27 protein-coding genes are annotated in these 25,839 nt (G+C 69.4%); 23 read left to right on the top strand and 4 right to left on the bottom strand.

The window, feature by feature from the left end; genetic code table 11:
* Positions 1-34: 34 nt before the first annotated feature.
* From ACPW96_RS08690 to ACPW96_RS08655, 8 genes are read left to right on the top strand one after another with little or no spacing between them, the layout of a single operon-like run.
* Entirely contained in the window at positions 35-799 is a 765-nt protein-coding gene (locus tag ACPW96_RS08690) for an ABC transporter ATP-binding protein (RefSeq protein ID WP_425820292.1), read from the top strand.
* A complete protein-coding gene (locus ACPW96_RS08685) occupies positions 796-1,545 on the top strand; it encodes an ABC transporter ATP-binding protein (protein WP_425882747.1) in 750 nt (249 codons plus the stop codon). The genes ACPW96_RS08690 and ACPW96_RS08685 overlap by 4 nt, the downstream gene beginning before the upstream one ends.
* Positions 1,542-2,417 (top strand): branched-chain amino acid ABC transporter permease, encoded by an 876-nt coding sequence (locus ACPW96_RS08680; RefSeq protein WP_425820294.1) that lies wholly within the window; start codon positions 1,542-1,544, stop codon positions 2,415-2,417. The genes ACPW96_RS08685 and ACPW96_RS08680 overlap by 4 nt, the downstream gene beginning before the upstream one ends.
* On the top strand, positions 2,414-3,667 hold the full coding sequence (locus tag ACPW96_RS08675; RefSeq protein ID WP_425882746.1) for a branched-chain amino acid ABC transporter permease: 1,254 nt from the start codon (positions 2,414-2,416) through the stop codon (positions 3,665-3,667). The genes ACPW96_RS08680 and ACPW96_RS08675 overlap by 4 nt, the downstream gene beginning before the upstream one ends.
* Positions 3,664-5,262 (top strand): AMP-binding protein, encoded by a 1,599-nt coding sequence (locus tag ACPW96_RS08670; protein WP_425882745.1) that lies wholly within the window; start codon positions 3,664-3,666, stop codon positions 5,260-5,262. Before ACPW96_RS08675 ends, ACPW96_RS08670 begins: the two co-directional genes overlap by 4 nt.
* Positions 5,249-5,932 (top strand): TetR/AcrR family transcriptional regulator, encoded by a 684-nt coding sequence (locus tag ACPW96_RS08665; RefSeq protein ID WP_425820296.1) that lies wholly within the window; start codon positions 5,249-5,251, stop codon positions 5,930-5,932. The genes ACPW96_RS08670 and ACPW96_RS08665 overlap by 14 nt, the downstream gene beginning before the upstream one ends.
* On the top strand, positions 5,929-6,681 hold the full coding sequence (locus ACPW96_RS08660) for a 3-hydroxybutyrate dehydrogenase (protein WP_425882744.1): 753 nt from the start codon (positions 5,929-5,931) through the stop codon (positions 6,679-6,681). The genes ACPW96_RS08665 and ACPW96_RS08660 overlap by 4 nt, the downstream gene beginning before the upstream one ends.
* Positions 6,678-7,601, top strand: a complete 924-nt coding sequence (locus tag ACPW96_RS08655) for an alpha/beta fold hydrolase (protein ID WP_425882743.1) — start codon at positions 6,678-6,680, stop codon at positions 7,599-7,601. The genes ACPW96_RS08660 and ACPW96_RS08655 overlap by 4 nt, the downstream gene beginning before the upstream one ends.
* 286 nt (positions 7,602-7,887) lie before the next feature.
* On the opposite strand, the gene ACPW96_RS08650 is transcribed toward ACPW96_RS08655, so the two are convergent.
* Positions 7,888-8,673 (bottom strand): IclR family transcriptional regulator, encoded by a 786-nt coding sequence (locus tag ACPW96_RS08650; RefSeq protein ID WP_425882742.1) that lies wholly within the window; start codon positions 8,671-8,673, stop codon positions 7,888-7,890.
* A gap of 262 nt (positions 8,674-8,935) precedes the next feature.
* On the opposite strand from ACPW96_RS08650, the gene ACPW96_RS08645 reads away from it, so the two are divergent.
* The 4 genes from ACPW96_RS08645 to ACPW96_RS08630 all read left to right on the top strand — a co-directional run bounded on the left by ACPW96_RS08645 (position 8,936) and on the right by ACPW96_RS08630 (position 12,189).
* A complete protein-coding gene (locus ACPW96_RS08645; RefSeq protein WP_425820300.1) occupies positions 8,936-9,754 on the top strand; it encodes a CoA transferase subunit A in 819 nt (272 codons plus the stop codon).
* Positions 9,755-9,759: 5 nt separating this feature from the next.
* Positions 9,760-10,413 carry a CoA transferase subunit B gene (locus ACPW96_RS08640; RefSeq protein ID WP_425882949.1) on the top strand — a complete coding sequence of 218 codons (654 nt, stop codon included), beginning with the start codon at positions 9,760-9,762 and terminating at the stop codon, positions 10,411-10,413.
* Positions 10,410-11,612 carry an acetyl-CoA C-acetyltransferase gene (locus tag ACPW96_RS08635; RefSeq protein WP_425882741.1) on the top strand — a complete coding sequence of 401 codons (1,203 nt, stop codon included), beginning with the start codon at positions 10,410-10,412 and terminating at the stop codon, positions 11,610-11,612. Before ACPW96_RS08640 ends, ACPW96_RS08635 begins: the two co-directional genes overlap by 4 nt.
* Positions 11,613-11,745: 133 nt before the next feature.
* Positions 11,746-12,189, top strand: coding sequence for a GNAT family N-acetyltransferase (locus ACPW96_RS08630; protein ID WP_425882740.1), 444 nt, complete (start codon positions 11,746-11,748; stop codon positions 12,187-12,189).
* A 29-nt stretch (positions 12,190-12,218) separates the two neighbouring features.
* On the opposite strand, the gene ACPW96_RS08625 is transcribed toward ACPW96_RS08630, so the two are convergent.
* Entirely contained in the window at positions 12,219-12,488 is a 270-nt protein-coding gene (locus tag ACPW96_RS08625) for a hypothetical protein (RefSeq protein ID WP_425820303.1), read from the bottom strand.
* 60 nt (positions 12,489-12,548) lie between these two features.
* Here ACPW96_RS08625 and ACPW96_RS08620 point away from each other — a divergent pair, with 60 nt between their 5' ends.
* From ACPW96_RS08620 to ACPW96_RS08590, 7 genes are all read left to right on the top strand, one after another.
* Positions 12,549-14,036, top strand: a complete 1,488-nt coding sequence (locus ACPW96_RS08620) for an alpha,alpha-trehalose-phosphate synthase (UDP-forming) (RefSeq protein WP_425820579.1) — start codon at positions 12,549-12,551, stop codon at positions 14,034-14,036.
* Positions 14,033-14,887 carry a trehalose-phosphatase gene (otsB, locus tag ACPW96_RS08615; protein ID WP_425882739.1) on the top strand — a complete coding sequence of 285 codons (855 nt, stop codon included), beginning with the start codon at positions 14,033-14,035 and terminating at the stop codon, positions 14,885-14,887. The genes ACPW96_RS08620 and otsB overlap by 4 nt, the downstream gene beginning before the upstream one ends.
* 9 nt (positions 14,888-14,896) lie before the next feature.
* Positions 14,897-16,603 carry a dihydroxy-acid dehydratase gene (gene ilvD / locus ACPW96_RS08610; RefSeq protein WP_425820305.1) on the top strand — a complete coding sequence of 569 codons (1,707 nt, stop codon included), beginning with the start codon at positions 14,897-14,899 and terminating at the stop codon, positions 16,601-16,603.
* A 42-nt stretch (positions 16,604-16,645) separates the two neighbouring features.
* Complete coding sequence (locus ACPW96_RS08605) at positions 16,646-18,448, top strand: acetolactate synthase large subunit (protein ID WP_425820306.1); 1,803 nt, start codon at positions 16,646-16,648, stop codon at positions 18,446-18,448.
* A 4-nt stretch (positions 18,449-18,452) separates the two neighbouring features.
* Positions 18,453-18,962 carry an acetolactate synthase small subunit gene (gene ilvN / locus ACPW96_RS08600; protein WP_425820307.1) on the top strand — a complete coding sequence of 170 codons (510 nt, stop codon included), beginning with the start codon at positions 18,453-18,455 and terminating at the stop codon, positions 18,960-18,962.
* A 115-nt stretch (positions 18,963-19,077) separates the two neighbouring features.
* Positions 19,078-20,103 (top strand): ketol-acid reductoisomerase, encoded by a 1,026-nt coding sequence (gene ilvC / locus ACPW96_RS08595; RefSeq protein ID WP_425820308.1) that lies wholly within the window; start codon positions 19,078-19,080, stop codon positions 20,101-20,103.
* A 145-nt stretch (positions 20,104-20,248) separates the two neighbouring features.
* On the top strand, positions 20,249-21,091 hold the full coding sequence (locus ACPW96_RS08590; RefSeq protein ID WP_425882738.1) for a peptidoglycan-binding domain-containing protein: 843 nt from the start codon (positions 20,249-20,251) through the stop codon (positions 21,089-21,091).
* A 30-nt stretch (positions 21,092-21,121) separates the two neighbouring features.
* Here ACPW96_RS08590 and ACPW96_RS08585 read toward each other — a convergent pair whose 3' ends face one another.
* A complete protein-coding gene (locus ACPW96_RS08585; protein ID WP_425882737.1) occupies positions 21,122-22,051 on the bottom strand; it encodes an oxygenase MpaB family protein in 930 nt (309 codons plus the stop codon).
* A gap of 46 nt (positions 22,052-22,097) precedes the next feature.
* Here ACPW96_RS08585 and ACPW96_RS08580 point away from each other — a divergent pair, with 46 nt between their 5' ends.
* The 4 genes from ACPW96_RS08580 (at position 22,098) to serA (ending at position 25,129) form a co-directional block, all read left to right on the top strand.
* Positions 22,098-22,379: a DUF6855 family protein gene (locus tag ACPW96_RS08580; protein WP_425882736.1), complete on the top strand. Its 282-nt coding sequence runs from the start codon at positions 22,098-22,100 to the stop codon at positions 22,377-22,379.
* Between the two features lie 104 nt (positions 22,380-22,483).
* Positions 22,484-23,032 carry a hypothetical protein gene (locus ACPW96_RS08575; RefSeq protein ID WP_425882735.1) on the top strand — a complete coding sequence of 183 codons (549 nt, stop codon included), beginning with the start codon at positions 22,484-22,486 and terminating at the stop codon, positions 23,030-23,032.
* On the top strand, positions 23,029-23,379 hold the full coding sequence (locus ACPW96_RS08570) for a hypothetical protein (RefSeq protein WP_425882734.1): 351 nt from the start codon (positions 23,029-23,031) through the stop codon (positions 23,377-23,379). The genes ACPW96_RS08575 and ACPW96_RS08570 overlap by 4 nt, the downstream gene beginning before the upstream one ends.
* Positions 23,380-23,536: 157 nt before the next feature.
* Positions 23,537-25,129, top strand: a complete 1,593-nt coding sequence (gene serA / locus ACPW96_RS08565; RefSeq protein ID WP_425882733.1) for a phosphoglycerate dehydrogenase — start codon at positions 23,537-23,539, stop codon at positions 25,127-25,129.
* Positions 25,130-25,218: 89 nt separating this feature from the next.
* Here the strand turns inward: serA and ACPW96_RS08560 are convergent, their stop codons facing one another.
* Positions 25,219-25,764, bottom strand: coding sequence for a TetR/AcrR family transcriptional regulator (locus tag ACPW96_RS08560; RefSeq protein ID WP_425882732.1), 546 nt, complete (start codon positions 25,762-25,764; stop codon positions 25,219-25,221).
* Positions 25,765-25,839 lie beyond the last annotated feature (75 nt).

Here is a 25,839-nt window from a genome sequence, read left to right as displayed (position 1 = left end):
ACCGGCCGCTCCACCTCGACCGCTGAAAGGCACCATGAGCACCCCTGTCCCGTCCGCGCTGAAGATCGAAGGCCTCGGCCTGCAGATCGGCGGCGCAACCATCCTGAAGGATGTCGACCTCGATGTCGCCGCCGGCTCCATCGTCGGCGTCATCGGGCCCAACGGCGCCGGCAAGACCACGCTGTTCAACGTGATCTCCGGCGTGATGAAGCCCACGTCCGGTCGCATCCTGATGAACGGAGCCGACCTCACCGGCACGTCCGTGCCCAAGAGGGCGCGAGCGGGACTGGGTCGCACATTCCAGACATCCAGCCTCTTCCCGAGGCTCAGCGTTCTCGAGAACGTGCGGCTCGCGGCGCAGGTGGCGCAGGGCGGCAACTACTCGCTGCTGAGCTTTCCGCGTCGGTCGGATGCCGCCACGCAGATCGCCCGCGCGAAGCTCGATGAGGTCGGGCTCAGCCACAAGCTCGACACGGCCGCGGGTGACATCTCGCACGGCGACAAGCGGAAGCTCGAGATCGCGGTTCTCCTGGCGACGGATGCCCGCATCGTGCTGCTCGATGAGCCCATGGCCGGCGTCGCGTCGGGCGATGTGCCGGGGCTCGTCGACAACATCCGTCGCATGCATGCCGAGAAGGGATGCACCGTGCTGATGGTGGAGCACCACATCGACGTGCTGATGGGCCTCGTCGACAGGGTGGCGGTCATGTACTTCGGCACGCTCATCGCCTTCGACACCCCGCAGAACGTCATGGCGAACCCGCTCGTGCAGAGCGCCTACCTGGGAACTGCCGCATGAGCGCGCCGATTCTCGAGGTGCGGGGGCTGCGCGCCTCGATCGCCGGGCAGCAGGTCGTCGAGGATGTGACATTCGAGGTGCCGGCGACCGGGATCACGGCCGTGCTCGGACGCAACGGAGTCGGAAAGACCTCCACGCTGCGCGGCATCCTGGGTCTCATTCAGCGCAAGGGCGAGGTGCGCCTCGCGGGCGAACGGATCGACGGGATACCCACCCACCGGATCGTGCAGCGGGGCGTCGGCTACGTGCCAGAGGACCGCGAGGTCTTCGCCCGGCTCTCGGTCGCCGAGAACCTCGCCCTCGCCGAGCGGCAGCGCAACCCCCGCCGCGAGTTCGTCGCCGAGCTGTTCCCCGACCTCGTGCAGCGCCGCGACCAGATGGCCGGCACGCTGTCCGGCGGACAGCAGCAGATGGTCTCGGTGGCGCGGGCACTCATCAACGACAACCAGCTGCTGCTCGTCGACGAGCCGACGAAGGGCCTCGCGCCGATGATCGTGACACAGGTCGCCGATGCGCTCCTCGAGGCGTCGAAGATCGTGCCGATCCTGCTCGTCGAGCAGAACCTCGAGGTCGTGCGCCGCCTCGCCGACGGGGCGATCGTGATCGCCGGCGGCCGCGTCGTGCACACGGGCCGGGCGACCGAGATCCTGGACGACGAGGGCCTCACGAGGCGCCTCCTCGGCGTGCACGCGGAGACGGTTCCCTCTCAGACGCCGTCCTCCCAGACCGGGCAGGGCACGAGATGAGCACCCTCGTCCTCACCCTCATCACCGGCGTCGGGCTGGGCGCACTCTACTTTCTGGTCGCATCCGGGCTGAGCCTGATCTACGGCCTCATGCACGTGCTCAATTTCGCGCACGGCGCGTTCCTGACCCTCAGCGCCTTCATCGGGTGGCAGGTCTCGCAGGCCCTCGGCACCGAGTCGTGGGGATCGTTCCTCGCCTCCGTGCTCGTCGGCGCGGTCGTCGGGGCGGTGTTCGCGACCCTGACGGAACTGGTGCTCATCCGCCCGCTCTACGAGCGGCACATCGAGCAGGTGCTCGTCACGGTCGGCCTCTCGTTCGCGGCCGTCGCCCTCTTCGAGGGCATCTGGGGCACCGACGCCATCAACATCTCCGGCCCTCCGTGGCTCAAGCAGACCACCGAGGTGCTCGGGGCGAAGATCCCGAACACCTACTGGGTGCTGATGATCGCTGCGGCGCTCGTGCTCGCCGGCCTCGTGCTGTTCCTGCAGAAGACCCGCTACGGCATGATCATCCGCGCCGGCGTGGAGAACCGCTCGATGGTCACGGCCCTCGGCATCGACGTGCGGCGCTCGTTCACCCTCGTCTTCGCCATCGGCGGCGCGGCGGCCGGCATCGGAGGGGTGCTCGCCATGCACTACACAACCTTCGTCTCGCCCCACTTGGGCGGCACGCTGCTGATCTTCGCGTTCATCGTCACGGTGATCGGCGGACTCGGCTCCCTCACAGGGGCCGCGATCGCGTCGGTGCTGGTGGCTGTGCTGCAGCAGTTCGCGAACTTCTATCTGCAGGGCACCGGCGACTTCATCGTCGTCATCCTGCTCGCCGTCGTGCTGCTCCTGCGGCCGTCGGGGCTGCTGGGGAGGAAGGCATGACCCTTCGACAGGCTCAGGGACCGGATGGACAGGCTCAGGGACCGGATGGACAGGCTCAGGGACCGGATGGACAGGTTCCGGGACCGGATGGACAGGCTCAGGGACCGGAGGCTGCGCGACCGGATGCCGCGAGCAGGCGCCTGGACATCCGTGCCCTGATCCCGGCGATCGTCGGCGTCGTTCTGGTCGTCCTCATGGCGATCCTGCCTCTGCTGAACATCTCGATCCCCGGCATCCTGCCCACCCCCACATACATGCCGGGAAGCCTCGCGCTGCTCTCGCTCTGCATGGTGTTCGCCGCGCTCGCGCTGTCGTACAACCTGCTGCTCGGGACGGCCGGGATGCTGTCGTTCGGGCACGCGCTGTACTTCGGCGCCGGCGCCTACGGGCTCGGCATCGTGCTCGAGAACGCGGGCGTTCCGCTGTTTCCCGGCATCCTGATCGCGCTCGTCGGCGGACTCGTCATCGCCCTCGTCACCGGTGCCGTGAGCATGCGGGTGTCGGGCATCCCGTTCGCGATGGTCACCCTCGCCTTCGCGCAGGCCGGCTCGGTGCTCGTGCGGCGCAATCCCCAGGTCACGGGCGGCGAGGAGGGCCTCGGGCTCAACACCGACAACGTGCCGGACTGGCTCGTCGGCGTCGCAGACACGCGCAACCTGTACTGGTTCACGCTCGCCGTGCTCGTGATCGTCTACCTCGTCGTGCTGTGGGTGGACACGTCGCGCCTGGGACACCTGGCCGAGGCGACCCGCGAGAACGAGCTGCGCGTTCGCGTGCTGGGCCTTCGCCCCTACACCGCGAAGCTCATCATCTTCGTGATCGCGGCGCTGCTCGCGAGCCTCGCCGGCATGGCCTACCTCCTGCTGCAGTCGGGCACGGTGCCCCGCTCCGTCTCGGCCGATCTGACGATCACCGTGCTCGTCATGGTGGTGCTCGGTGGTGTCGGGTTCCGGTGGGGTGCCATCGTGGGGGGCGTGGTGTACACGCTCCTCGACCAGCGCCTCACCGTGCTGGCCGGATCGGACGCCATCGCGGGCCTTCCCGCTGTGCTGCGCGTTCCGCTGTCGGAACCGCTCTTCATCCTCGGAGTGCTGTTCATCCTCGTCGTCATGTTCCTGCCGGGCGGCATCGCCGGCACCGCCGACGCGTGGGTGCGTCGTCGCCGCGGGGAGCGCGCCCGCACCTCGCTCGCCCGCCTCGACGATGCGGATGCCTCGGCCGAGACCGCACCCGAAGAGGTGAAGGCGTGACCTGGGAATGGGAGTTCGCCGGGCGCTCGTCGTCGGACGGAGCGCACACCATCGGACGGTGGCTGACCGACCGGGCCGTCGCCTCGCCGGACCGCATCGCGATCGATGACCGCGGCGTCACGATCGGCTACCGCGACCTCGAGACCCGGGCGCACGAACTGGCGCTCGCACTCCGCCGCGCGGGGTACGGTGCCGGCGACCGGATCGCCACGGTGTCGGGCAACTCCATCGATCACGTCGTCGCCTTCTTCGCGTGCGCCAAGGCGGGCGTCGCGTTCGTCCCGCTCTCGTGGCGCCTGACCGCCCGCGAACTGGCCGGGGTCGCGCAGCGCGCCGACGCGCAACTCGTGCTCGTCGAGGACGAATACGAGGCCGTGGCCGCCGATGCCCTGGTTGTGATGCGGATGGGGACGGATGCCCAGGCGCCGCCCATCGCGACGCTCGGCACGACCGGGGTCGAGGCGCTCGTGCCGCCGCGCGACCCGCGCTTCGGCATCCCGCGCGAGACCCGCGCGGTGCTCGACGACGACCCGCTGCTGATCATCTTCACCTCGGGCAGTGAGGCTGCGCCCAAAGGCGTGGTCCTGACACATGCCAACTGCTTCTGGAACAACCTCGCACTCGCCGGCGCCGTGCAGCTCACGGCCGATGACGTCGTACTGGCGATGCTTCCGCAGTTCCATGTCGCCGCCTGGAACTGCCAGCCGCTGCTCGCGTGGTGGGTGGGAGCGACCGTGGTGCTCGAGCGCTCGTTCCAGCCGTCCCGCGTGCTGCAGCTGCTGCAGGAGCGCCGGGTCACCACGATGATGGGGGTGCCCACGCAGTACCAGCTGCTGGCGGAGGACGCCCGCTTCGCGGCATCCGATCTCTCGCACCTGCGCACGGCGCTCGTGGGCGGCGCGACGATGCCGCCGGCCCTGTTCGACACGTGGACCGATCGCGGTGTCACACTGACTCAGGGATACGGGCTTACCGAAGCCGCCCCCAACGTGCTCTGTCTCACGCCCGCCGACGCGTCGCGGCATCCGGGCGCCGTCGGTCGCCCCTACCCGCACGTCGATGTCTGCCTCGCGGATCCCGAGACCGGCGAAGTGCTCGAGGGGCCGGTCACAGGCGAGCTGTGGGTACGAGGACCGAGCGTCTTCGTCGGATATCTCGGCGATCCGGATGCCACCCAGCGTGCGCGTTCCGGGGAGTGGCTGCGCACCGGCGACCTCGCAGCGCGCGATGCGGACGGCGTCTATCGGATCGTCGACCGCATCAAGGACATCTTCATCTCGGGGGGCGAGAACGTGGCACCCGCCGAGGTCGAGCAGGCGCTCATGCTGCATCCAGTGATCGAGGCGGCCGCGGTCGTCGGCGTTCCCGATCGCGTCTGGGGCGAGCGGGGCGTCGCATTCGTCGTCGCATCCGGCACGATCGACGAGGCCGAGGTGCTCGCGCACGCTCGTTCCGTGCTCGCCGCCTTCAAACTTCCCGTTCGTGTCGCCTTCGTCGACGAGCTGCCTCGCTCGACGATCGACAAGCTCGCCCGTTCCCGCCTCCGCGATCGCGCGCAGGCCCTCGTGGAGGAGGTGCGCCGTGAGCGCTCCTGACCCGCTGACCCTCGACGACGAGGCCGCCGGCATCTCGCAGGCGACCGGTCGCCCGCTCACCAAACGGGGGGAGGCGACTCGCCGCCGGCTGCTCGAGGCCGCGGAGCACGTGTTCGCCGAGTCCGGCTACCACGAGGCATCCATCGTCAAGATCACCGAGCGCGCGGGCGTGGGGCTCGGCACGTTCTACCTGTACTTCGACGGCAAGCAGGTGATCTTCGAGGCGCTGGTCATCGACCTGAACCGCCGCGTGCGCCACTCGATGGCGGAGGCGATGGCGGGCGCGGCGACGCGCCTCGAGGCCGAGCGCGCGGGATTCGCGGGCTTCTTCCGGTTCACCGCCGAGCACCCGGCGCTCTACCGGGTCGTGCGCGAGGCCGAGTTCGTCTCGCCCGAGACGCTGCGCATGCATTACACGCGCATCGTCGAAGGCTATGAATCGGGACTGCGGGCGGCGCAGGCCGTCGGCGAGGTCGACCCGGCTCTCGATCCGGGAATCACCGCGTGGGCGCTCATGGGGATGGGCGAGCTGATCGGGATGCGGTTCCTGCTGTGGGAGCGGGATGCCGATGGCCGGCCGCCGGCCGAGCTTCCGCCGGCCATCTTCGACGACATGATGCGCTTCATCCACAACGCACTGGCACCACGTGAGCAGGGGGATGCACGATGACCGAGCAGGATCTGAGTGGCAAGCGCGCGCTCGTCACGGGCGGCGCGAGCGGCATCGGGCTGGCCTGCGCCCGGGAGTTCGCCGGGCGCGGCGCACACGTGGTGATCGCCGACCTGGACGGACCGGCGGCGGACGCGGTGGCCGCCGAACTCGGCGGAGAGGCGTGGTCCGTCGACCTCGCGGCCACGACGGCCCTCGACGACCTGACGCTCGACGTCGACATCTTGGTCAACAACGCGGGCATCCAGCGCGTCAGCCCGATCCCGGAGTTCGATCCAGAGGCGTTCCGCCTGATCCAGCGGCTCATGGTCGAGTCGCCGTTCCTGCTGATCCGCGCGGCGCTGCCCACCATGTACGAGCGCGGCTGGGGGCGCATCGTCAACATCTCGAGCGTGCACGGCCTGCGCGCAAGCCCGTTCAAGTCGGCGTACGTCGCGGCCAAGCACGGCCTCGAGGGCCTGTCGAAGGTCACCGCGCTCGAGGGGGGGCCGCACGGAGTGACGAGCAACTGCATCAACCCCGGCTACGTCCGCACACCCCTCGTCGAGAAGCAGATCGCCGACCAGGCCCGCCTGCACGGCATCCCCGAGAGCGAGGTGGTCGAGAAGGTCATGCTGACCGAGAGCGCGATCAAGCGGCTCGTCGAGGCGACCGAGGTCGCGTCGCTGGCCGGCTGGCTCGTCTCGGACAAGGCCGGAATGGTCACGGGCGCCTCGTACACGATGGACGGCGGGTGGACGTCGCGATGACCGCGGGCGCCTATCGAACGCTGGACGTGCCCGTGGCCGGGGGAGACCTCCGGGTCGGGGTCTGGGAACCCGAGGGAGCGGAGGATCCGGATGCCGCGCCCGCCGTACTCCTGATCCACGGGGTGACGGCATCCCACCTGTCCTGGCCGCTGGTTGCGGAGCGCCTGCCTTTCGCGCGGGTGATCGCTCCCGACCTCCGGGGCCGCGGGCGCAGCAACGGCCTCGAAGGCCGCGCCGGGCTGGACACCCACGCCGCGGACCTGGTCGCCGTGCTCGACGCGCTCGGCGTGCAGCGCGCGATCGTCGTCGGACACTCGATGGGCGCGTTCGTGGCCCTCGTGCTGTGCGACCTGTACCCCGACCGCGTGTCGCGGATCGTGCTGGTGGACGGAGGCCTGCCGCTGGACCTGCCCGACGGCCTGTCGCCCGAGGGCACCATCAAGCTCGTGCTCGGCCCGACGGCCGAACGGCTGGCCATGCGGTTCGCCTCGGTCGACGCGTACCTCGACTTCTGGCGCGCGCACCCCGCGTTCCGGCGCGACTGGTCGCCGGCACTCGAGGCGTACCTCGCGTACGACCTCGTGGGAGCGGAGCCCGACCTGCGGCCCGCGACGAGCTACGCGACGCTCGAGGAGGACTCGATCGATCAGAACTCCGGGACGGCGATCGTCGATGCGCTGGCGAGGCTGCGGCATCCGACCGTTCTCCTGACCGCCGAGCGCGGACTGCTCGACCAGGTTCCGCCCCTCTACGGCGAGGATCGGCTGCCCGGACTGCTCGCCGCCTATCCGGGACTCGAGCACGTGCCGGTGCCCGACGTGAACCACTACACGATCGCCCTCTCCGACCGGGGCGCGGACGCCGTCGCCTCCGTGGTGCGCGAGCACGCCAGGATCCCGGCGGACACAACGCAGGACTGAGCGCCGTGCAGGGCCGAGTTCGGGACGCCTGGTGGCCCGATTCGACCCCGTTCTCCTGCGTTGTGTACGTGGGGCGGGGGCCGTTCGGACGTGTGCGTCGCGCGCCGGTCGGGTGGGTGTGGCCCGCCGGGGGCGCCGAGCTGCCGGTCGGCCCAGGACGCCGCCGATCACCGGGGAGCAGATCCGCGGTCCGCAGGCCCCTGGGGTGCGGATTCGTCGCTTTCGCGCCCGGATCTGCTCCCGAGTGCTCGGTCCGCTCCCCCCGCCGCGGCGCACCACCGGCGGGTCAGCGGCCCGAGGCCGCGATCCGGGTCGTGAGCTGGTGGGCGTGTGCAAGCAGCGTTCGGCCGAGGGACGGAAGCCGATCGGGGCCGAACCGGAACTCCACGCCCGTCAGGCTCAGCGCCCACTCCGGCTGGCCGGCGCGGTTGAAGACCGCCGCACCCAGACCCCAGCTGCCCTTGACGATGAGCCCGGGGTTGACCGCGTACCCGCGATCGCGGGTGTCCGCGATGCGGGCACGCAGCGGGCGGGGGGCGTGCGGGCGCCCGAAGCGCTCCGGCAGCTCGGGATGCCGCTCGAGGTAGGCCTCGACATCCGCCTCCGGCAGGAACGCGAGGATCGCGAGCCCCGCCGACGCCACGCCGAGCGGGAACCGCACGCCCTCGCTGAGCACGAACGACCGGATCGGGAAGCTGCCCTCTTCGCGCAGCAGGCAGACCGTCTCATCGGCGCGCCGCACGGACAGGAACGCGCTCTCCTCCGTCTTCACGGCGAGCGATCGCACGATGTCGCGCGCGAGACCCGTCACGTCGTACCGCGCGGCCGCGACGCTGCCCATCAGGAACAGCTCGGGCCCCGGCATCCACCGTGCGGTGTTCTCATCCTGGTCGACGAGTCCCTCCACGCGGAGAGCGGTGAGCAGCCGGTGGGCGGTGGAACGCGAGAGGTCGGCCTGCCGCGCGAGCTCCTGGACGCCTGCCCCCGTCTCGCCGGCGGCCGTCACGAGCCGCAGCAGCCGCGCCGCCCGCGCGATCGCCTGGGCACCGGGCACCGAGGTCGTCCGTTCCATAATGTGGACACTACGTCCCACGGAACCCACATCACAAGCAAACGCTTGAGACCTGCGTGCATACGGGAGCAGATTGGATGTGGCAACCCTGTCGGAACGCCACGCACCGGGCCGCGGGCAGCGGTTCTGCGCCGCAGTGCTCGCTGAAACCCAGAGTGCTCACCGAAGGCAGTGCTCACCGAAACTCAGTGCTCATCGAAACCGAGGGTGCACCGAAACCGGCGCCCACGACGACCAGTGTTCGACGAAGGAGTGGCAACACGTGATCGACAAGACGTACGCATCGGCGGCGGAAGCCGTGGCCGATATCCCGGACGGCGCAAGCCTCGCCGTCGGCGGATTCGGGCTCTCCGGCAACCCGATCGCCCTCATCGAAGCGCTGCTCGCGCAGGGAACGAGCGACCTCAGCATCGTCTCCAACAACTGCGGGGTGGATGACTGGGGCCTCGGCATCCTGCTGAACGCCAAGCGAATCCGCAAGATGACCTCGTCGTACGTCGGCGAGAACAAGGAGTTCGAGCGGCAGTTCCTCTCCGGCGAGCTCGAACTCGAGCTGACGCCCCAGGGCACGCTCGCCGAGAAGCTCCGCGCCGGAGGCTCCGGCGTTGCGGCCTTCTTCACGCAGACCGGCGTGGGGACGCAGGTGGCCGAGGGCGGCCTTCCTCGTCGCTACGACGGCAACGGCGGCATCGCGGTCGCATCGCCGGTGAAGGACGTGCGCACCTTCGATGTCAGCGGCGCCCCTCGCGAGTACGTGCTCGAGGAGGCGATCGTCACCGACTTCGCCCTCGTGCACGCGCTGAAGGGCGACCGGCACGGCAACCTGATCTTCAACAAGGCCGCCCGCAACTTCAACCCACTCGCCGCGATGGCGGGCAAGGTGTGCATCGCCCAGGTCGAGCAGCTCGTCGAGCCGGGCGAGCTCGATCCGGACCAGGTGCACCTCCCGGGAATCTACGTGCACCGCATCATCGAGGTCGGCACCGACATCGAGAAGCGCATCGAGCGCCGCACCGTCAGCGTCGACCGTTCGACAGGCTCACGGACCGATACCTCGGCCCCGATGCCGGAAGGAGCGTGACCGCCATGGCCCTCACCCGCAACGAGATGGCGGCCCGCGCGGCCGCCGAGCTCACCGACGGCTCGTACGTGAACCTCGGCATCGGTCTGCCGACCCTCGTCCCGAACTTCGTGCCCGAAGGCGTCACGCTCGTGCTGCAGTCCGAGAACGGCATCCTCGGCGTAGGCCCGTACCCGAGCGAAGAAGCCGTCGATCCCGACCTCATCAACGCCGGCAAGGAGACGGTGACGACGCTCCCCGGTGCGTCGTTCTTCGACTCGGCGACGAGCTTCGGCATGATCCGCGGCGGAAAGATCGATGCGGCGATCCTCGGCGCGATGCAGGTCTCCGCCACCGGTGACCTCGCCAACTGGATGATCCCCGGCAAGATGGTCAAGGGACCGGGCGGCGCGATGGACCTCGTGCACGGCGCCGCCAAGGTCATCGTGCTGATGGAGCATGTCGCCCGCGACGGATCGGCCAAGATCGTTGACGAATGCTCTCTCCCGCTCACCGGCAAGGGCGTGGTCGACCGGATCATCACGGACCTCGCGGTCATCGACGTGACGGATGCCGGACTCGTGCTCGTCGAGACGGCCCCCGGCGTCACCGTCGACCAGGTGCGAGAGTCCACCGAGCCGACCCTTCTCGTCTCCGACGCGCTTAAGGTGGCCTCATGAATTCCCGCACCGCCCTCGACACCGGCGACGTCGTGCTCGTCGCCGCCGCCCGCACGCCGCAGGGCCGGCTCAAGGGCCAGCTGGCCCCGCTGACGGCGACGCAGCTCGGCTCGATCGCGATCCGCGGCGCTCTCGAGCGCGGGGGCATCCCCGCCGACGCCGTCGACGCGGTGATCGTCGGGCAGGTCCTTCAAGCCGGGGCCGGCCAGAACCCCGCCCGCCAGGCCGCCGTCGGCGCCGGCATCCCGTGGTCCGTGCACTCCGTCGCCGTCAACAAGGTGTGCCTGTCCGGCCTCACCGCCATCATCGACGCGAAGCGCATGATCCAGACCGGCGATGCGGATGTCGTCGTCGCGGCCGGCATGGAATCCATGACGCGTTCGCCCCACCTGCTGATGGGCTCTCGCGACGGCTGGAACTACGGCAGCGTCGAGGTGCTCGACTCCATGGCGTACGACGGCCTGACCGACGCCTACGACTCCGAGAGCATGGGCGCCTCCACCGAGCGGCACAACGAGCGCTACGGAATCGATCGAACGACTCAGGATGCCGTGGCCGCCCGCTCGCACCAGCGCGCCGCGGCCGCCCAGGCTGCTGGCGTCTTCGATGCCGAGATCGTGCCGGTCGAGATCCCGCAGCGCAAGGGCGACCCGGTGGTCGTCACGAAGGACGAAGGCATCCGGCCCGACACCACGGTGGAGACCCTCGCCGGTCTGCGTGCCGCGTTCGCCGCCGGCGGCTCGATCACCGCCGGCAACTCGTCTCAGATCTCGGATGGCGCATCCGCCGTCGTGCTCACCACACGGGCCCACGCTGATGAGAAGGGGTGGCCCGTGCTCGCGGTCATCGGATCCTCCGGTCAGGTCGCCGGCCCCGACAACTCCCTCCACTCACAGCCGTCGCGGGCGATCGCCAACGCGTGCAAGAAGCAGGGCATCGAGCCCGCGGACCTCGACCTGGTCGAGATCAACGAGGCGTTCGGCGCGGTCGTCGCGGCGTCACAGGCGGAGCTGTCGCTGTCGGACGATGTCGTGAACATCCACGGCGGCGGCATCGCCATCGGCCACCCCATCGGTGCGTCCGGCAACCGCCTCGTCGTGCACGCGGTGCACGAGCTCGTCCGTCGAGGAGGCGGCACGGCGGCCGTCGGCCTCTGCGGCGGTGGGGGACAGGGCGAGGCCCTCATCCTCACCCGCTAGGGCGACCCCTCGACAGCTCGGGGACCCGGGAGGATTGCTGAGGGGCGACCCTCGACAGGCTCGGGGACCGGGCGGATCGGTGAGCCGCGTTCGGTCGCTGAGCCTGTCGAAGCGTCGGAGTACCCTCGGCAGGGTGACGACGATTGCGCGATTGACGGCATCCGACCACGACGAGTGGCTGTCGCTCTGGTCGGGATACCTCGACTTCTACGAGAGCGTCCTGACGCGGGAGCAGACCGAGCTCACGTTCCAGCGCATCCTCGACGCCGACTCCGGGATCCACGGCGCCATCGCTCGGGATGACGGGGGCCACGCAATCGGCATCACCCACTGGCTCACGCATCCGGCGACCTGGTCGGCCGGTCCGTACTGCTATCTGGAGGACCTGTATGTCGACCCGGCCGTGCGGCGTTCCGGGGCCGGCGCGGCGCTGATCGAGCATGTCCGGGACTGGGCGCGGGAGCACGGCTGCGCGAAGGTGTACTGGCTTACACAGGAGCACAACCGAACGGCCCGTTCGCTGTACGGCCGGGTCGCCAAGGACACCGGCTTCGTGCACTACGAGATCGAGCTCTGACACGAAGCCCGAGCCCCCCGGCCTTCGGACTACCGCGTCGACGCCTCGATCTTGCGAAGGCGCTTCGCGCGCAGCTTCGCTTCCTTCCCGTGCGCGGGTGAGTCCGGGTCGATGGGCGCACCCATCGCGGCGCGGCGCATGTCGACGATCGCCCCGACCGCGAGGGCGAAGGTGATACCCCAGCTGATCCACCCCAGCGCCTCCCGCCAGGTGAATCTGCTGTCTCGCGACCCGCGCAGCAGTGTGAGTCCTCCGACGATCGCCGGGATTATGCCGCTACCGAACAAGTACTTCCGCATGGCCCCACGCTATCGCGACCATTCGCTCGGATGGTGCCCCTTGACACCGGGCTGATCGCGATGCGAGGGCACGGTAGCCTGGAAAGACCGCGCCACCCACCGGCAGGAGCACGTGTGCCTCAGGCAGATTTCGTCGTCGTCGCGAACCGGCTTCCGGTTGATCGCGTCACGGATCCCGATGGCGAGCATTCCTGGCGGCGGTCGCCCGGTGGCCTCGTCACCGCCCTCGAGCCGGTCATGCGCCGCGCGGAGGGCGCGTGGGTCGGATGGCCGGGACAGCCGGACCTCGAGCTCGAGCCCTTCGATTTCGACGGGACGCATCTCGTTCCGATCTCGCTGAGCGCCGAGGACGTCGAGCTCTATTACGAGGGCTTCTCCAACGACACGATCTGGCCGCTCTACCACGACGTGATCGCCGAGCCCCGTTACAGCCGTCCCTGGTGGGACGCGTATGTACGCGTGAACCAGCGGTTCGCCGAGGCTGCGGCATCCGCCCTCGCCGAGAACGGCACCGTATGGGTGCAGGACTATCAACTCCAGCTCGTGCCGAAGATGATCCGCGAACTGCGGCCCGACGCGACGATCGGCTACTTCCACCACATACCCTTCCCGGCATACGGCTTGTTCTCGCAGCTGCCGTGGCGTCGCCAGGTTCTGGAGGGACTGCTCGGCGCCGACGTCATCGGCTTCCAGCGCGTGGCGGATGCCGGGAACTTCGCGCGCGCCGTGCGGCGGCAGCTGCGCTTCGAGACGAAGGCGTCCGGCATCACCGTGCCGCTCGCCGACGGCACGACCCGCATCGCCCGTGCCCGCGCGTTCCCGATCTCGATCGACGCGGCCTCGTATGTGCAGCTGGCCCGCAAGCCCGAGGTGCGTGCGCGCGCGGCGGAGATCCGCGAGAGCCTCGGCAACCCGAAGAAGATCCTGCTCGGCGTCGATCGCCTCGACTACACGAAGGGGATCGGCCATCGGCTCAAGGCCTACGGCGAACTGCTCGCCGAGGGCCGGCTCAACGTCGAGGACGTCACGCTCGTGCAGGTCGCGAGCCCGAGTCGCGAGCGGGTCGAGGCCTACATGTCGCTGCGCGACGAGATCGAGCTGACCGTGAGCCGCATCAACGGCGACGTCGACACGATGGGCCATTCGGCGATCCGCTACCTTCACCAGGGCTACCCCCGGGAGGAGATGGTCTCGCTGTTCCTTGCCGCCGACGTGATGCTGGTCACGGCCCTCCGCGACGGCATGAACCTCGTCGCGAAGGAGTACGTCGCGACGCGCACCGACAACCGCGGGGTGCTCGTGCTGAGCGAGTTCACCGGAGCGTCGGATGAGCTGGGCAGCGCGATCCGGATCAATCCCCACGACATCGAGGGCCTGAAGGACGCGATCATGCGCGCCATCGAAATGCCGGGAGCGGAGCAAGGGCGCCGGATGCGCGCACTCCGGCGTCGCGTGATGGAGCACGACGTCGACGCCTGGTCGCGGGACTTCCTGCGGGCACTCGAGCGGGCCAAGCGCGAGGACGCGCAGACGGAGGCGGCACGATGACCTCGGAACTCGACGACACGGCGCTGGAGAACGACACGGCGCTGGGCCAGACGACGGCGCTCGACCAGACGACGGTCGACGCGGTGCGCCGCATCGCGGCATCCGAGAGGCTGCTGATCGCGCTCGACTTCGACGGCACCCTGGCGCCCCTCGAGGACGAGCCGATGCGCGCCCGTGCACTTCCCGAGGCGATCGCGGCGATCGACCGTCTGACGGCGCTGCCGGACACGACGGTCGCCTTCGTCTCCGGACGGCAGCTCGCCGACCTGGTCGTGATCTCCGAGCACACCGACGCGTCGCTCATCCATCTCGCCGGATCGCACGGCGCGGAATTCTGGCACCCGGCGTCCAGCCGCGTCGCCGCGCGTCCTATGGCCGACGACGTCGCCGAGCGCGCGCACGCGGATGCGATCGTGGATTCCGCGCGCGACCTGGTCGCGAACATCCCCGGCGCATGGATCGAGCCCAAGGCCTTCGGGTTCGGGCTGCACACCCGCCTCGCGGACGACGCCGCCACCGTGCGGGCGACCGACGCGATCGACGAGCTCGTCACCACCCACGTCCCCCGGTGGCGCCGGCGCGTCGGCCGCGACATCCTCGAGTACGCCTGGCGACACGAAGGCAAGGACACCGCGGTCGAGGCCCTCAGAGAGCTCAGCGGGGCGACCGCCGTGCTCTTCGCGGGCGACGACGTGACCGACGAGGACGCCCTGGCGAGCCTCGGGCCCGATGACCTCGGCGTACGCGTCGGAGAAGGCAGGACGGCGGCGTCCGTTCGCGTTCCGGATGCCGCATCGCTGGCCGTGCTGCTCGATCTGCTCGGCACCTTCCGCGCCGAGCGCTCGCAATAGACTGCAGGAATGGCGTCAGACACCTCCGCTCCCGACATCAAACCCCGCAGCCGCGTCGTCACAGACGGCATCGAAGCGACCACGTCGCGCGGCATGCTGCGCGCCGTCGGGATGGGTGACGCCGACTGGGAGAAGCCCCAGATCGGCATCGCGTCGAGCTGGAACGAGATCACCCCCTGCAACCTGAGCCTGGACCGCCTCGCACAGGGCGCCAAGGAGGGCGTGCACTCCGGCGGCGGGTATCCGCTGCAGTTCGGCACCATCTCCGTCTCGGACGGCATCTCGATGGGCCACGAGGGCATGCACTTCTCGCTCGTCTCGCGCGAGGTCATCGCCGACTCGGTCGAGACCGTCGTGATGGCGGAGCGCCTCGACGGCACCGTCCTGCTTGCGGGGTGCGACAAGTCGATCCCGGGCATGCTCATGGCAAGCGCCCGCCTCGATCTCTCCAGCGTCTTCCTGTACGCCGGATCGATCGCCCCTGGTTGGGTGAAGCTCAGTGACGGCACCGAGAAGGACATCACGATCATCGACTCCTTCGAGGGCGTCGGCGCGTGCATGGCGGGCCGGATGACGGAGGCCGACCTCAAGCGCATCGAGTGCGCCTTCGCGCCTGGCGAGGGTGCCTGCGGCGGCATGTACACCGCGAACACGATGGCGTCGGTCGCCGAAGCCCTTGGCCTCAGCCTGCCCGGCTCCGCGGCGCCGCCCGCGGCCGACCGTCGCCGTGACTACTACGCGCATCGCTCCGGCGAGGCTGTGGTCAACCTGCTGCGCCTGGGCATCACCACGAGCGACATCCTCACCAAAGAGGCGTTCGAGAACGCGATCGCCCTCGCCATGGCGCTCGGAGGATCGACCAACGTCGTGCTGCATCTGCTGGCCATCGCTCGCGAGGCTCAGGTGGATCTGACCCTGCACGACTTCAACCGCATCGGCGACAAAACCCCCCACATCGCCGACATGAAGCCGTTCGGCAAGTACGTGATGAACGACGTCGACCGCCACGGCGGCATCCCGGTCATCATGAAGGCGATGCTCGACGAGGGCCTGCTGCACGGCGACGCCCTCACCGTGACGGGCAAGACGCTCGCCGAGAATCTGCGCGACCTCGACCCCGACCCGATCGATGGCACCGTGATCCACACCATCGACGATCCGATCCATGCCACCGGCGGCATCACGATCCTGCACGGCTCGCTCGCCCCCGAGGGGGCGGTCGTCAAGTCCGCCGGGTTCGACGCGAACGTGTTCGAGGGACCGGCCCGCGTCTTCGAGCGGGAGCGCGCCGCGATGGACGCCCTCGAGGCGGGGGAGATCGCCGCCGGGGATGTCGTCGTCATCCGCTACGAGGGACCGAAGGGCGGCCCGGGAATGCGCGAGATGCTCGCTATCACGGCCGCCATCAAGGGAGCCGGGCTCGGAAAAGATGTACTACTCTTGACGGACGGCAGATTCTCAGGCGGCACAACCGGCCTGTGCATCGGCCACATAGCACCCGAAGCGGTGGACTCAGGTCCGATCGCCTTCGTGCGCGATGGTGATCTGATACGGGTCGATATCGCGGCTCGCACTCTCGACCTACTCGTCGACGAGGCTGAGCTGAGCTCCCGCCGGGACGGCTGGGAGCCACTTCCTCCGCGCTATACCCGAGGCGTTCTGGCCAAGTACTCCCGACTCGTGCGCTCCGCTGCAGAGGGCGCGACGACGGGCTGAGGCCCGTCCCCGACATCCATCCGCAATCGCAAGGACACTCCCATGCCTGCCGAAACCGCCACGGCCGTACCTCGGCCACCCGCTCGCGCCGCGTCAACGCCCGTGCTCACGGGCGCGCAGGCGGTCGTCCGCTCCCTCGAGCTGCTGGGCGTCACCGACGTCTTCGGCCTCCCGGGCGGTGCCATCCTTCCCGTCTACGACCCGCTGATGGACTCCACCGAGCTGCGGCACATCCTCGTGCGCCACGAGCAGGGCGCCGGCCACGCGGCCGAGGGCTACGCCGCGGCCTCGAACAAGATCGGGGTGGCGATCGCCACGTCGGGCCCCGGCGCCACGAACCTGGTCACCGCCATCGCCGACGCCTACATGGACTCCGTGCCGATCGTCTGCATCACCGGCCAGGTCTTCTCGAACCTGATGGGCACCGACGCGTTCCAGGAGGCCGACATCGTCGGCATCACGATGCCGATCACGAAGCACTCGTTCCTCGTGAAGCGCCCGGAGGACATCCCCGGAGCCATCGCCGCCGCGTTCGAGGTGGCGGGCACCGGTCGCCCCGGCCCCGTGCTCGTGGACATCACGAAGGACGCCCAGCAGGCCGAGGCGCCGTTCATCTGGCCGCCGCGGATCGACCTTCCCGGCTACCGGCCCGTCACCAAGGCGCACGGCAAGCAGATCCAGGCGGCGGCGCAGCTGCTCGCCGAGGCGAAGCGGCCGGTGCTCTACGTCGGCGGCGGCGTGATCCGGTCCCAGGCGTCGGCCGAGCTGCTCGCCCTCGCCGAGACGACGGGCGCACCGGTGGTCACCACGTTGATGGCGCGCGGCGCGTTCCCGGACTCGCACCAGCAGCACCTCGGCATGCCGGGCATGCACGGCACGGTTCCGGCCGTGCTGGCGCTGCAGGAGGCCGACCTGCTCGTCTCGCTCGGCTCGCGGTTCGATGACCGCGTGACGGGCAAGGCGGCGCTGTTCGCGCCCAAGGCGAAGGTCGTGCACGTCGACATCGACCCCGCCGAGATCGGCAAGATCCGCGCCGCCGAGGTGCCGATCGTCGGTGACCTCAAGGACGTGCTCGTCGACCTCGAGGGCGCGTTCCGCGGTCAGACCGACGGCGCGAAGCCCGACTACGAGGAGTGGTGGTCGTACCTCGACGGCCTGCGTGCGGAGTTCCCGCTCGGCTATGCACCCACCACCGACGGGCTGATGGCACCCCAGTACGTGATCTCGCGCATCGGCGAGCTGACCGGGCCGGAGGGGATCTTCGCCGCCGGCGTCGGACAGCACCAGATGTGGGCGGCGCAGTTCATCAAGTACGAGCGGCCGAACGCCTGGCTCAACTCCGGCGGCGCCGGAACGATGGGCTACGCGGTGCCCGCCGCGATGGGGGCGAAGGTCGCCGAGCCGGACCGCCACGTGTGGGCGATCGACGGCGACGGCTGCTTCCAGATGACCAACCAGGAGCTCGCGACCTGTGCGATCAACAGCATCCCGATCAAGGTCGCCATCATCAACAACTCCTCGCTGGGCATGGTGCGCCAGTGGCAGACGCTGTTCTACAACGGCCGCTACTCGCACACCGACCTGAACACGGGTCACGACACCATCCGCATCCCCGACTTCGTGAAGCTGGCGGAGGCGTACGGATGCCTCGCGATCCGCGTTGAGCGGGAAGAGGACGTGGATGCCGCGATCAAGCTCGCGCTCGAGACGAACGATCGCCCCGTGGTGATCGACTTCGTCGTGAGCGCCGACGCGATGGTGTGGCCGATGGTGCCGCAGGGCGTCAGCAACAGCTACGTGCAGTACGCGAAGGACCACTCGCCGTCGTTCGAAGAGGAGGCCTGAGCGTATGCCCAGCCATGTGCTGAGTCTCCTCGTGGAGAACAAACCCGGTCTGCTGACCCGCGTGGCGGGGCTGTTCGCGCGGCGGGGCTTCAACATCGAGTCGCTCGCGGTGGGTGTCACGGAGATTCCGGGGCTCTCGCGCATCACGGTCGTCGTCGACGTCGAGGAGCTGCCGCTCGAGCAGGTGACGAAGCAGCTCAACAAGCTGATCAACGTCATCAAGATCGTGGAACTCGACCCCGTCGCATCCGTGCAGCGCGAGCACATGCTCGTGAAGGTGCGGGCCGACAACGCCACCCGATCGAACGTGCTCGAGGTCGTGAACCTGTTCCGCGGCTCGATCGTCGACTACGCCCCCGACGCACTCGTGGTGGAGGTGACCGGCGACTCCGGCAAGGTCGACGCCTTCCTCCGTGCGCTCGAGCCCTTCGGCATCCGGGAGCTGGCGCAATCCGGCCTGCTCGCCATCGGGCGCGGCGGCAAGAGCATCACCGAGCGCGTCCTGCGTGCGTGAGAACTGTCCCGGTCGCTGTAGTTCGACAGGCTCACTAACCGGTCGAAGCGTCGCGACCACAGCACGACCCCTCGACAGGCTCGGGGACCGATATCCGAACAAGGAGAAACAACACGTGACCGAGATCTTCTATGACTCCGACGCCGACCTCGCGCTCATCCAGAGCAAGAAGGTCGCGATCGTGGGCTATGGCTCGCAGGGCCACGCCCACGCCCTGAACCTGCGCGACTCCGGCGTCGAGGTCGTCGTCGCCCTCAAGGAGGGCTCGTCCTCGATCCAGAAGGCCGAAGAGGCCGGCTTCACCGTCAAGACGGTGGCGGATGCCGCGGAGTGGGCCGATGTGGTGGTCATCCTTGCGCCCGACCAGCACCAGCGCGGTATCTACGCCGAGTCGATCAAGGACAAGCTGACCGAGGGCAAGGCCCTGATCTTCAGCCACGGCTTCAACATCCGCTTCGGCTACATCCAGGCGCCGGAGGGCGTCGACGTCCTGCTCGTCGCGCCGAAGGGCCCGGGGCACACCGTGCGTCGCGAGTTCGAGGCCGGCCGCGGCGTGCCGATCATCGCGGCCGTCGAGGTCGACGCATCCGGCACCGCATGGGACCTCGCGTGGTCGTATGCGAAGGCGATCGGCGGCCTGCGCGCCGGGGGCATCAAGACCACGTTCACCGAAGAGACCGAGACCGATCTGTTCGGCGAGCAGGCCGTGCTCTGCGGCGGCACGTCGCAGCTGGTGCAGTACGGCTTCGAGACGCTGATCGAGGCCGGCTACCAGCCGCAGATCGCCTACTTCGAGGTGCTGCACGAGCTGAAGCTGATCGTCGACCTCATGTGGGAGGGGGGCATCGCCAAGCAGCGCTGGTCGATCTCCGACACGGCGGAGTACGGCGATTACGTCTCCGGTCCGCGGGTCATCGACCCCAGCGTCAAGGAGAACATGAAGGCCGTGCTCGCCGACATCCAGTCCGGTGCGTTCGCCGAGCGCTTCATCGCAGACCAGGACGCCGGAGCCCCGGAGTTCCTGGCGCTGCGCGAGAAGGGGGCGAACCACCCGATCGAGGCGACGGGCAAGGAGTTGCGCGCGCTCTTCGCGTGGAAGCAGCAGGATGCCGATTACACCGAGGGATCCGCCGCGCGCTGAGTCCGCGCTCGGTCCCTCGGCCGGCCGACTTCCGGCATCGACAAGGGCCGCCCCTCCGAGGGGCGGCCCTTCGTCATGCGCGGCGTTCATCCTCTTCCGTTTGCGGACGCCCTGAGCCACGCTGAAGGGTGGAAGGGATACTGGCATGAACCTCGAACCTTGGAGCACCGTCGGAGCGGGCGCCACCGGACCGGTGGTGACCGGCATCCAGTTCCTCCTTCGGGCTCGAGCGCACGCGGTCGCGGCCGACGGGGTGTATGGCCCCGCGACGGGTGCCGCCGTCGCCGCGTTCCAGTCGGCGGCGGGGGTGCCATCGGATGGCATCGTCGGTCCCGAGACCTGGCCGCAGCTCGTCGTCTCGACCGGCCCTGGTTCGACCGGCGACGCAGTCCGCGCCGTGCAGCAGTTCGGGCTGCTCACCATGCCCGGCGACCAGCCCCTCGCCGTGGACGGCGAGTACGGGCCGCTCACCACGGATCGGGTGAGCTTCTTCCAGGAGTCATGGGGCCTCTCGATGGACGGCTTCGCCGGTCCCGAGACGTGGTCGTTCCTGAGCACCGCACTGCCGGGGCCGCGGCCATGGCCCCTGGTGAAGCAGGGCGCGACGCAGGCGACCAACTGGCGGGTGCTCGCCGCCCAGCACCTGCTTCGAGCCAGGGGCCACGACATCGCCGCCGACGGCGACTTCGGCCTCGAGAGCGGGGGCGCCGTCATGGCGTTCCAGAGGACCCTGCGAGACACCGAGATCAGCACGAACCTGGGGCAGCTGGACTGGCCGGCGCTCGTTATCACCGTGCGCCAGGGCGACAGCGGCGAGGCCGTGCGGGCTTCGCAGACGCTGCTCGGCGGCGGGCTGGTGGTCGACGGAAAGTTCGGTCCTCAGACGGACGAAGCCGTGCGGGCCTTCCAGAAGAGCTTCGCTCCGCCCGCCGACGGGATCGTCGGTCCGGTGACCTGGCACGCGCTGACGCTGCGGATCTTCGACTGACGCAGCCGCCTCCGACGGGTCCGAGTTCCGTCAGGCGGCGGGCCGTTCACCGGCATCCGGCGACCAGCCCTCGCGCTGCAGGCGTGCAATCCGCGAACGGGCCGCCTCCTCCGACGTCGACCGCTCGCCCAGCAGCCCGCGCGCCGATCGGAGCACCGCGCTTGTCGCGGGCACGACGAGCAGCGGCGGCTTGCCGAGGCCGAGCATGCGGCGGTGCTGGGGCTCGAGCGAGGCGACCGCCCCGGCGAACATGATCCGGTACGCGGGCAGCATGCCCCGGGCCAGGGGAGGGTTGCGGATGAAACGCACGATCTCGCGTACCCGGTCGTCACTCTTCAGCACCCCATCGCGCGCGAAGGCGTCGAGGCGAGCGCGCAGTTCCGCGGCCGTTTCGGGCGGATGCTCCATGCCGATGAGCCGGCCGGCGACCGCCCACTCCCCAACATCGGCGTCCACGCCACCGGGAATGGGCGCCTCCCACAGCTCATGGCACGCGAGGAACGAATCGGTGAAGGCGAGGTGCACCCACTCGATCAAGTCCGGATCGCTCGCCTTGTATGAGCGGGACTCGCCGCGCGCGTCGACGTACTCTCCCTGCACTCGGCGATGAAGGCCTCGCACCATCGCGGATGAGCGCTCCGCCGTCGCACGGTCGCCGAAGGTCACGGTGATGAGCCACCGGATCGTCCCGGTCAGACGACCGGGGGGGTCCTCCCGGTAGCGCGACCAGTCGTGCACGCCCGCCATCGCCCCGGGATGCAGCGCCTGCACGAGAAGGGCCCGGATGCCGGCGACCATCGTCGCCATGCCTCCGTGGACGGCCCACGACGCGGAACCGGGACCGAAGTACCCCGCGTCATCTCCCCGCTCGAGATCGAGCACCCACTGCGGTGAGCCGTCGTCGGTGCCGGAGAGCGTCTGCAGCAGGTGCGAGCGCATCCTGTCGCGTACCGAGGCCATACGGCCAGTACAACACGGGCAGAAAGGGTCGAGGGCCGTCGGCAGGGTGTCTGGCTGGGGCAGCAGAGCGACGCGCCGTGAGGAGGCGGGTATCGGCACCTACACGATGTACCGCGACGACCAGGCCGATCCACCGGCCCTGGTCTGCCGGGTCGGCGCCATGACGCTCACGTACCACGCGTCGGCGATCGACGATCTCGCCGCGTGGCTCCGCGAGCAGGGCGACTGGGTCCCCCTCGGCGCCGCGGACGAGCAGAAGCCGGCCGCCGATGGCACCGTGGAGGCGTGGGGTCGCGATCTGACCGCGCGCACGAGGTTCGGAGAATGACGCGGAGCTCGGGGCCGCTGGCGAGAATCGCCTTCACGTCGCGACATCGTCCGAACTTCGTGGCGGCGCCCGAAGCAGCCTAAGAGCGCGGTTACGCTGACCCTATGGTCCGACGCGACGACGACGCCCTGTCCTGGGAAGGGGATGACGACCCGACGCTCGACGTCGGGTCACCGGCTCCGGGCGCAGAGGCCACCGGACCGACTCGCCCCGCGCCGAGCCCCGCGACGCTCCCGGATGGCTGGAGCGCCGTCGGCAAGGGCAGCAACGCGGTCGCCGCCGACGCGGCGGCCAAGGATTCCGCATCCGGATCCTCGGCATCCGAGTCTCCCGATGCCGCGCACGAGAGGGCGCCGGCCCTCGGAAACGGCGCCCTCATCGCCACGGGTGTGATCGGGGGCGTCTACCTGATCTACGCGATCGGATGGCTGATCGGGGGCCTGCGACTGCAGGGTCTCCGCACCTATCTCGTCACGGACGTCATGTACATCGGCAGCCTGTGGCTGGCCACCCTGGCCCCGCTCATCTGGTTCTCGACCGTATGGCTCCTCACCAGACGAAGCGCGACCTGGGTCCGGTTCGTCTGGCTCGCTGTAGGTCTGCTGCTGCTCTTGCCGTGGCCGTTCGTGCTGTTGGGAGCGGTAGGACAATGAGCAATACGACGGTGGATGCCGCGGCTCCGCGCCGCACTCCGACATGGCTCGTGGCGACGATCGCCGGCGCGTTCGGCCTGTTCTACGCGTATGCGGTGTGGAATGCCCTCGGCAACCTTGTGCAGGCTGCCGGCCTGCCGACGGGCATGAACGGACTCGGCTGGTTCGTGTGGATCTTCGCCGTGGCCTTCCCGATCCTCGTCTTCGCGGCCGCGTTCGCCTTCGGGTACAAGCGACCCCCCCACCACTTCTTCCTGCTTCTGTTGACGGGCCTCGCGCTGGTGGCCGTGGTCTGGCTCGATGTCGTGGCGTACACGACCCTCTACACGGCGTCGCTGCTGGCCTGACCGGTCGCGCGACGCCCAGCGGACCTCGCGGGCCGTCACAGAGTAGGGCGGCGCGCGAGCGAGCCGGTAGGCTGATCGGGCCTCGCCCCCACGGTGTGCGGCGGGGCGTCCCCATCGCTCTGCCCGCGCTTGCGCATGCATCAAAGGATCCGCTTTCGTGTCGAAGCCCGTCGTGCTCATCGCTGAAGAACTCTCTCCCGCAACGATCGAGGCCCTCGGCCCCGACTTCGAGGTGCGCAACGTCGACGGGACCGATCGCCCCGCCCTGCTCGCCGCACTCGCCGATGCGAGCGCCGTGCTCGTCCGCTCTGCGACGAAGGTGGATGCCGAGGCCCTCGCCGCCGCGCCCGCCCTGAAGGTCGTCGCCCGCGCCGGGGTGGGGCTCGACAACGTCGACATCAAGGCCGCGACCACCGCCGGCGTCATGGTCGTCAACGCCCCGACATCCAACATCATCTCGGCCGCGGAGTTGACCGTCGGCCACATCCTGAGCCTGGCCCGCCGCATCCCGGCCGCCCATGCCTCCCTCTCCCACGGTCAGTGGAAGCGCTCGTCGTTCACCGGCACCGAGCTCTTCGAGAAGACGGTCGGCATCATCGGCCTCGGCCGCATCGGCGCACTGATCGCGGCGCGCCTGAATGCGTTCGACATGCGCGTGATCGCGTACGACCCCTACGTCACCAGCGCCCGCGCCCAGCAGCTCGGCGTGCAGCTGGTGGGCCTCGACGAGCTGGTCGAGCAGAGCGACTTCATCACGATCCACATGCCGAAGACTCCGGAGACCACGGGGATGATCGGCGCCGAGCAGCTGAAGCGTATGAAGCCCACGGCATACGTCGTCAACGTCGCGCGGGGCGGGCTCATCGACGAGGACGCGCTCTTCTCCGCGCTCACCTCTGGAGAGATCGCCGGAGCGGGTCTGGATGTCTTCAACTCCGAGCCGCCGGTCGACAAGAAGCTGCTCGATCTGCCGAACGTCGTCGTGACCCCGCACCTCGGCGCCAGCACCGAAGAGGCGCAGGAGAAGGCGGGCGTCTCGGTCGCCCGGTCCGTGCGACTCGCGCTGGGCGGCGAGCTCGTTCCGGATGCGGTCAACGTCGCGGGCGGCGTGATCGACCCGTACGTCCGCCCCGGCATCCCGCTGGTCGAGAAGCTGGGCCAGATCTTCGCCGCCCTGTCGCACTCGCCCCTGACGAGCCTCGACGTCGAGGTGCACGGCGAGCTCAGCCAGTACGACGTCAGCGTTCTGAAGCTCGCGGCCCTCAAGGGCCTGTTCACGAACATCGTGAGCGAGTCGGTGTCGTACGTGAATGCGCCGCTGCTCGCCGAGCAGCGCGGGGTCGACGTGCGACTGATCGTGGATGACGAGAGCGACGAGTACCGCAACGTGATCACTCTGCGCGGCGCGCTGTCGGACGGATCCCAGCTGTCGGTGTCGGGAACCCTCACCGGAACGAAGCAGATCGAGAAGCTCGTGGGCATCAACGGCTATGCGGTCGAGCTGCCCATCGAGAAGCACCACATCGTGATGCTCTACACCGACCGCCCAGGCATCGTCGCCATCTACGGCCAGAAGTTCGGCGAGGCGGGGATCAACATCGCCGGTATGCAGATCGCGCGAACGGCCGCCGGCGGACAGGCGCTCAGCGTGCTGACCGTCGACTCGCCGGTGCCCGACGAGCTTCTGGACGTCGTCCGATCGGCGATCCAGGCAGACCTGTTCCGCCCGATCGAGATCACCGAGTCCTGACGCGCCTCCCTCGCTCGCTGGTCGCGAAGCGCGGGTAGCCAGAGCGGCGCCCCGCGGTTGGCGACGAGTGAGACGCCCGGACGACAGGGTCAGCGCTTCGTGGCGCCTTCGACGAGCTCGATGAGCGCATCCATGTCGGCGCCTTCGGGCACCGGACCGGGGATGCTGCCCCCGGCCAGCGCGTTGTTGAAGTAGAGGCCGTCGCTGACGAGCATCACGAGGTTGAGCGCCGCCTCGCCCCTGGTGTGCGGGCCGATCGCCTCGGCCCAGCGCCGCCGGATGTCACGCAGCGCAGCGCTCGCGGCCGGGCTGCCGTTCTGAGCGAGCCGTGCCGTCGCGATGATCGCGCGATCCAGAGGGTCGTTCTGCATCACGGACGAGCGCAGGAAGTAGGCGATCGGGCCCTCTTCGGCGCTCATGATCGCCGCGATATCCGCCTCGACGAGCACGTCCAGTCGCTCGAGCAGCCCGGCCTCGAGAGCCTCCTTGGAGCCGAAATGATAGAGCAATCCACCCTTGGACACGCCGGCCGCGCGGGCGGTCGCTTCGAGCGTCGCCCCGCGTTCTCCGCCGTCCACCAGGATCGCCTCGAAGGCGTCGAGCACGCTCTCACGGGCACGGGGAGGGCGGCTCATGGGCACGAGCCTAGTCACGCCTGCACGGTCATATCTGATACTATACCGGCTGGACGGTTTAGAAACTGAGGAACG

It is taken from the genome of Micromonospora sp. DT81.3, assembly GCF_049847225.1.
In the GTDB taxonomy this organism is placed as follows: domain Bacteria; phylum Actinomycetota; class Actinomycetes; order Actinomycetales; family Microbacteriaceae; genus Microbacterium.
This window is presented reverse-complemented; position numbering and strand designations above follow the sequence as displayed.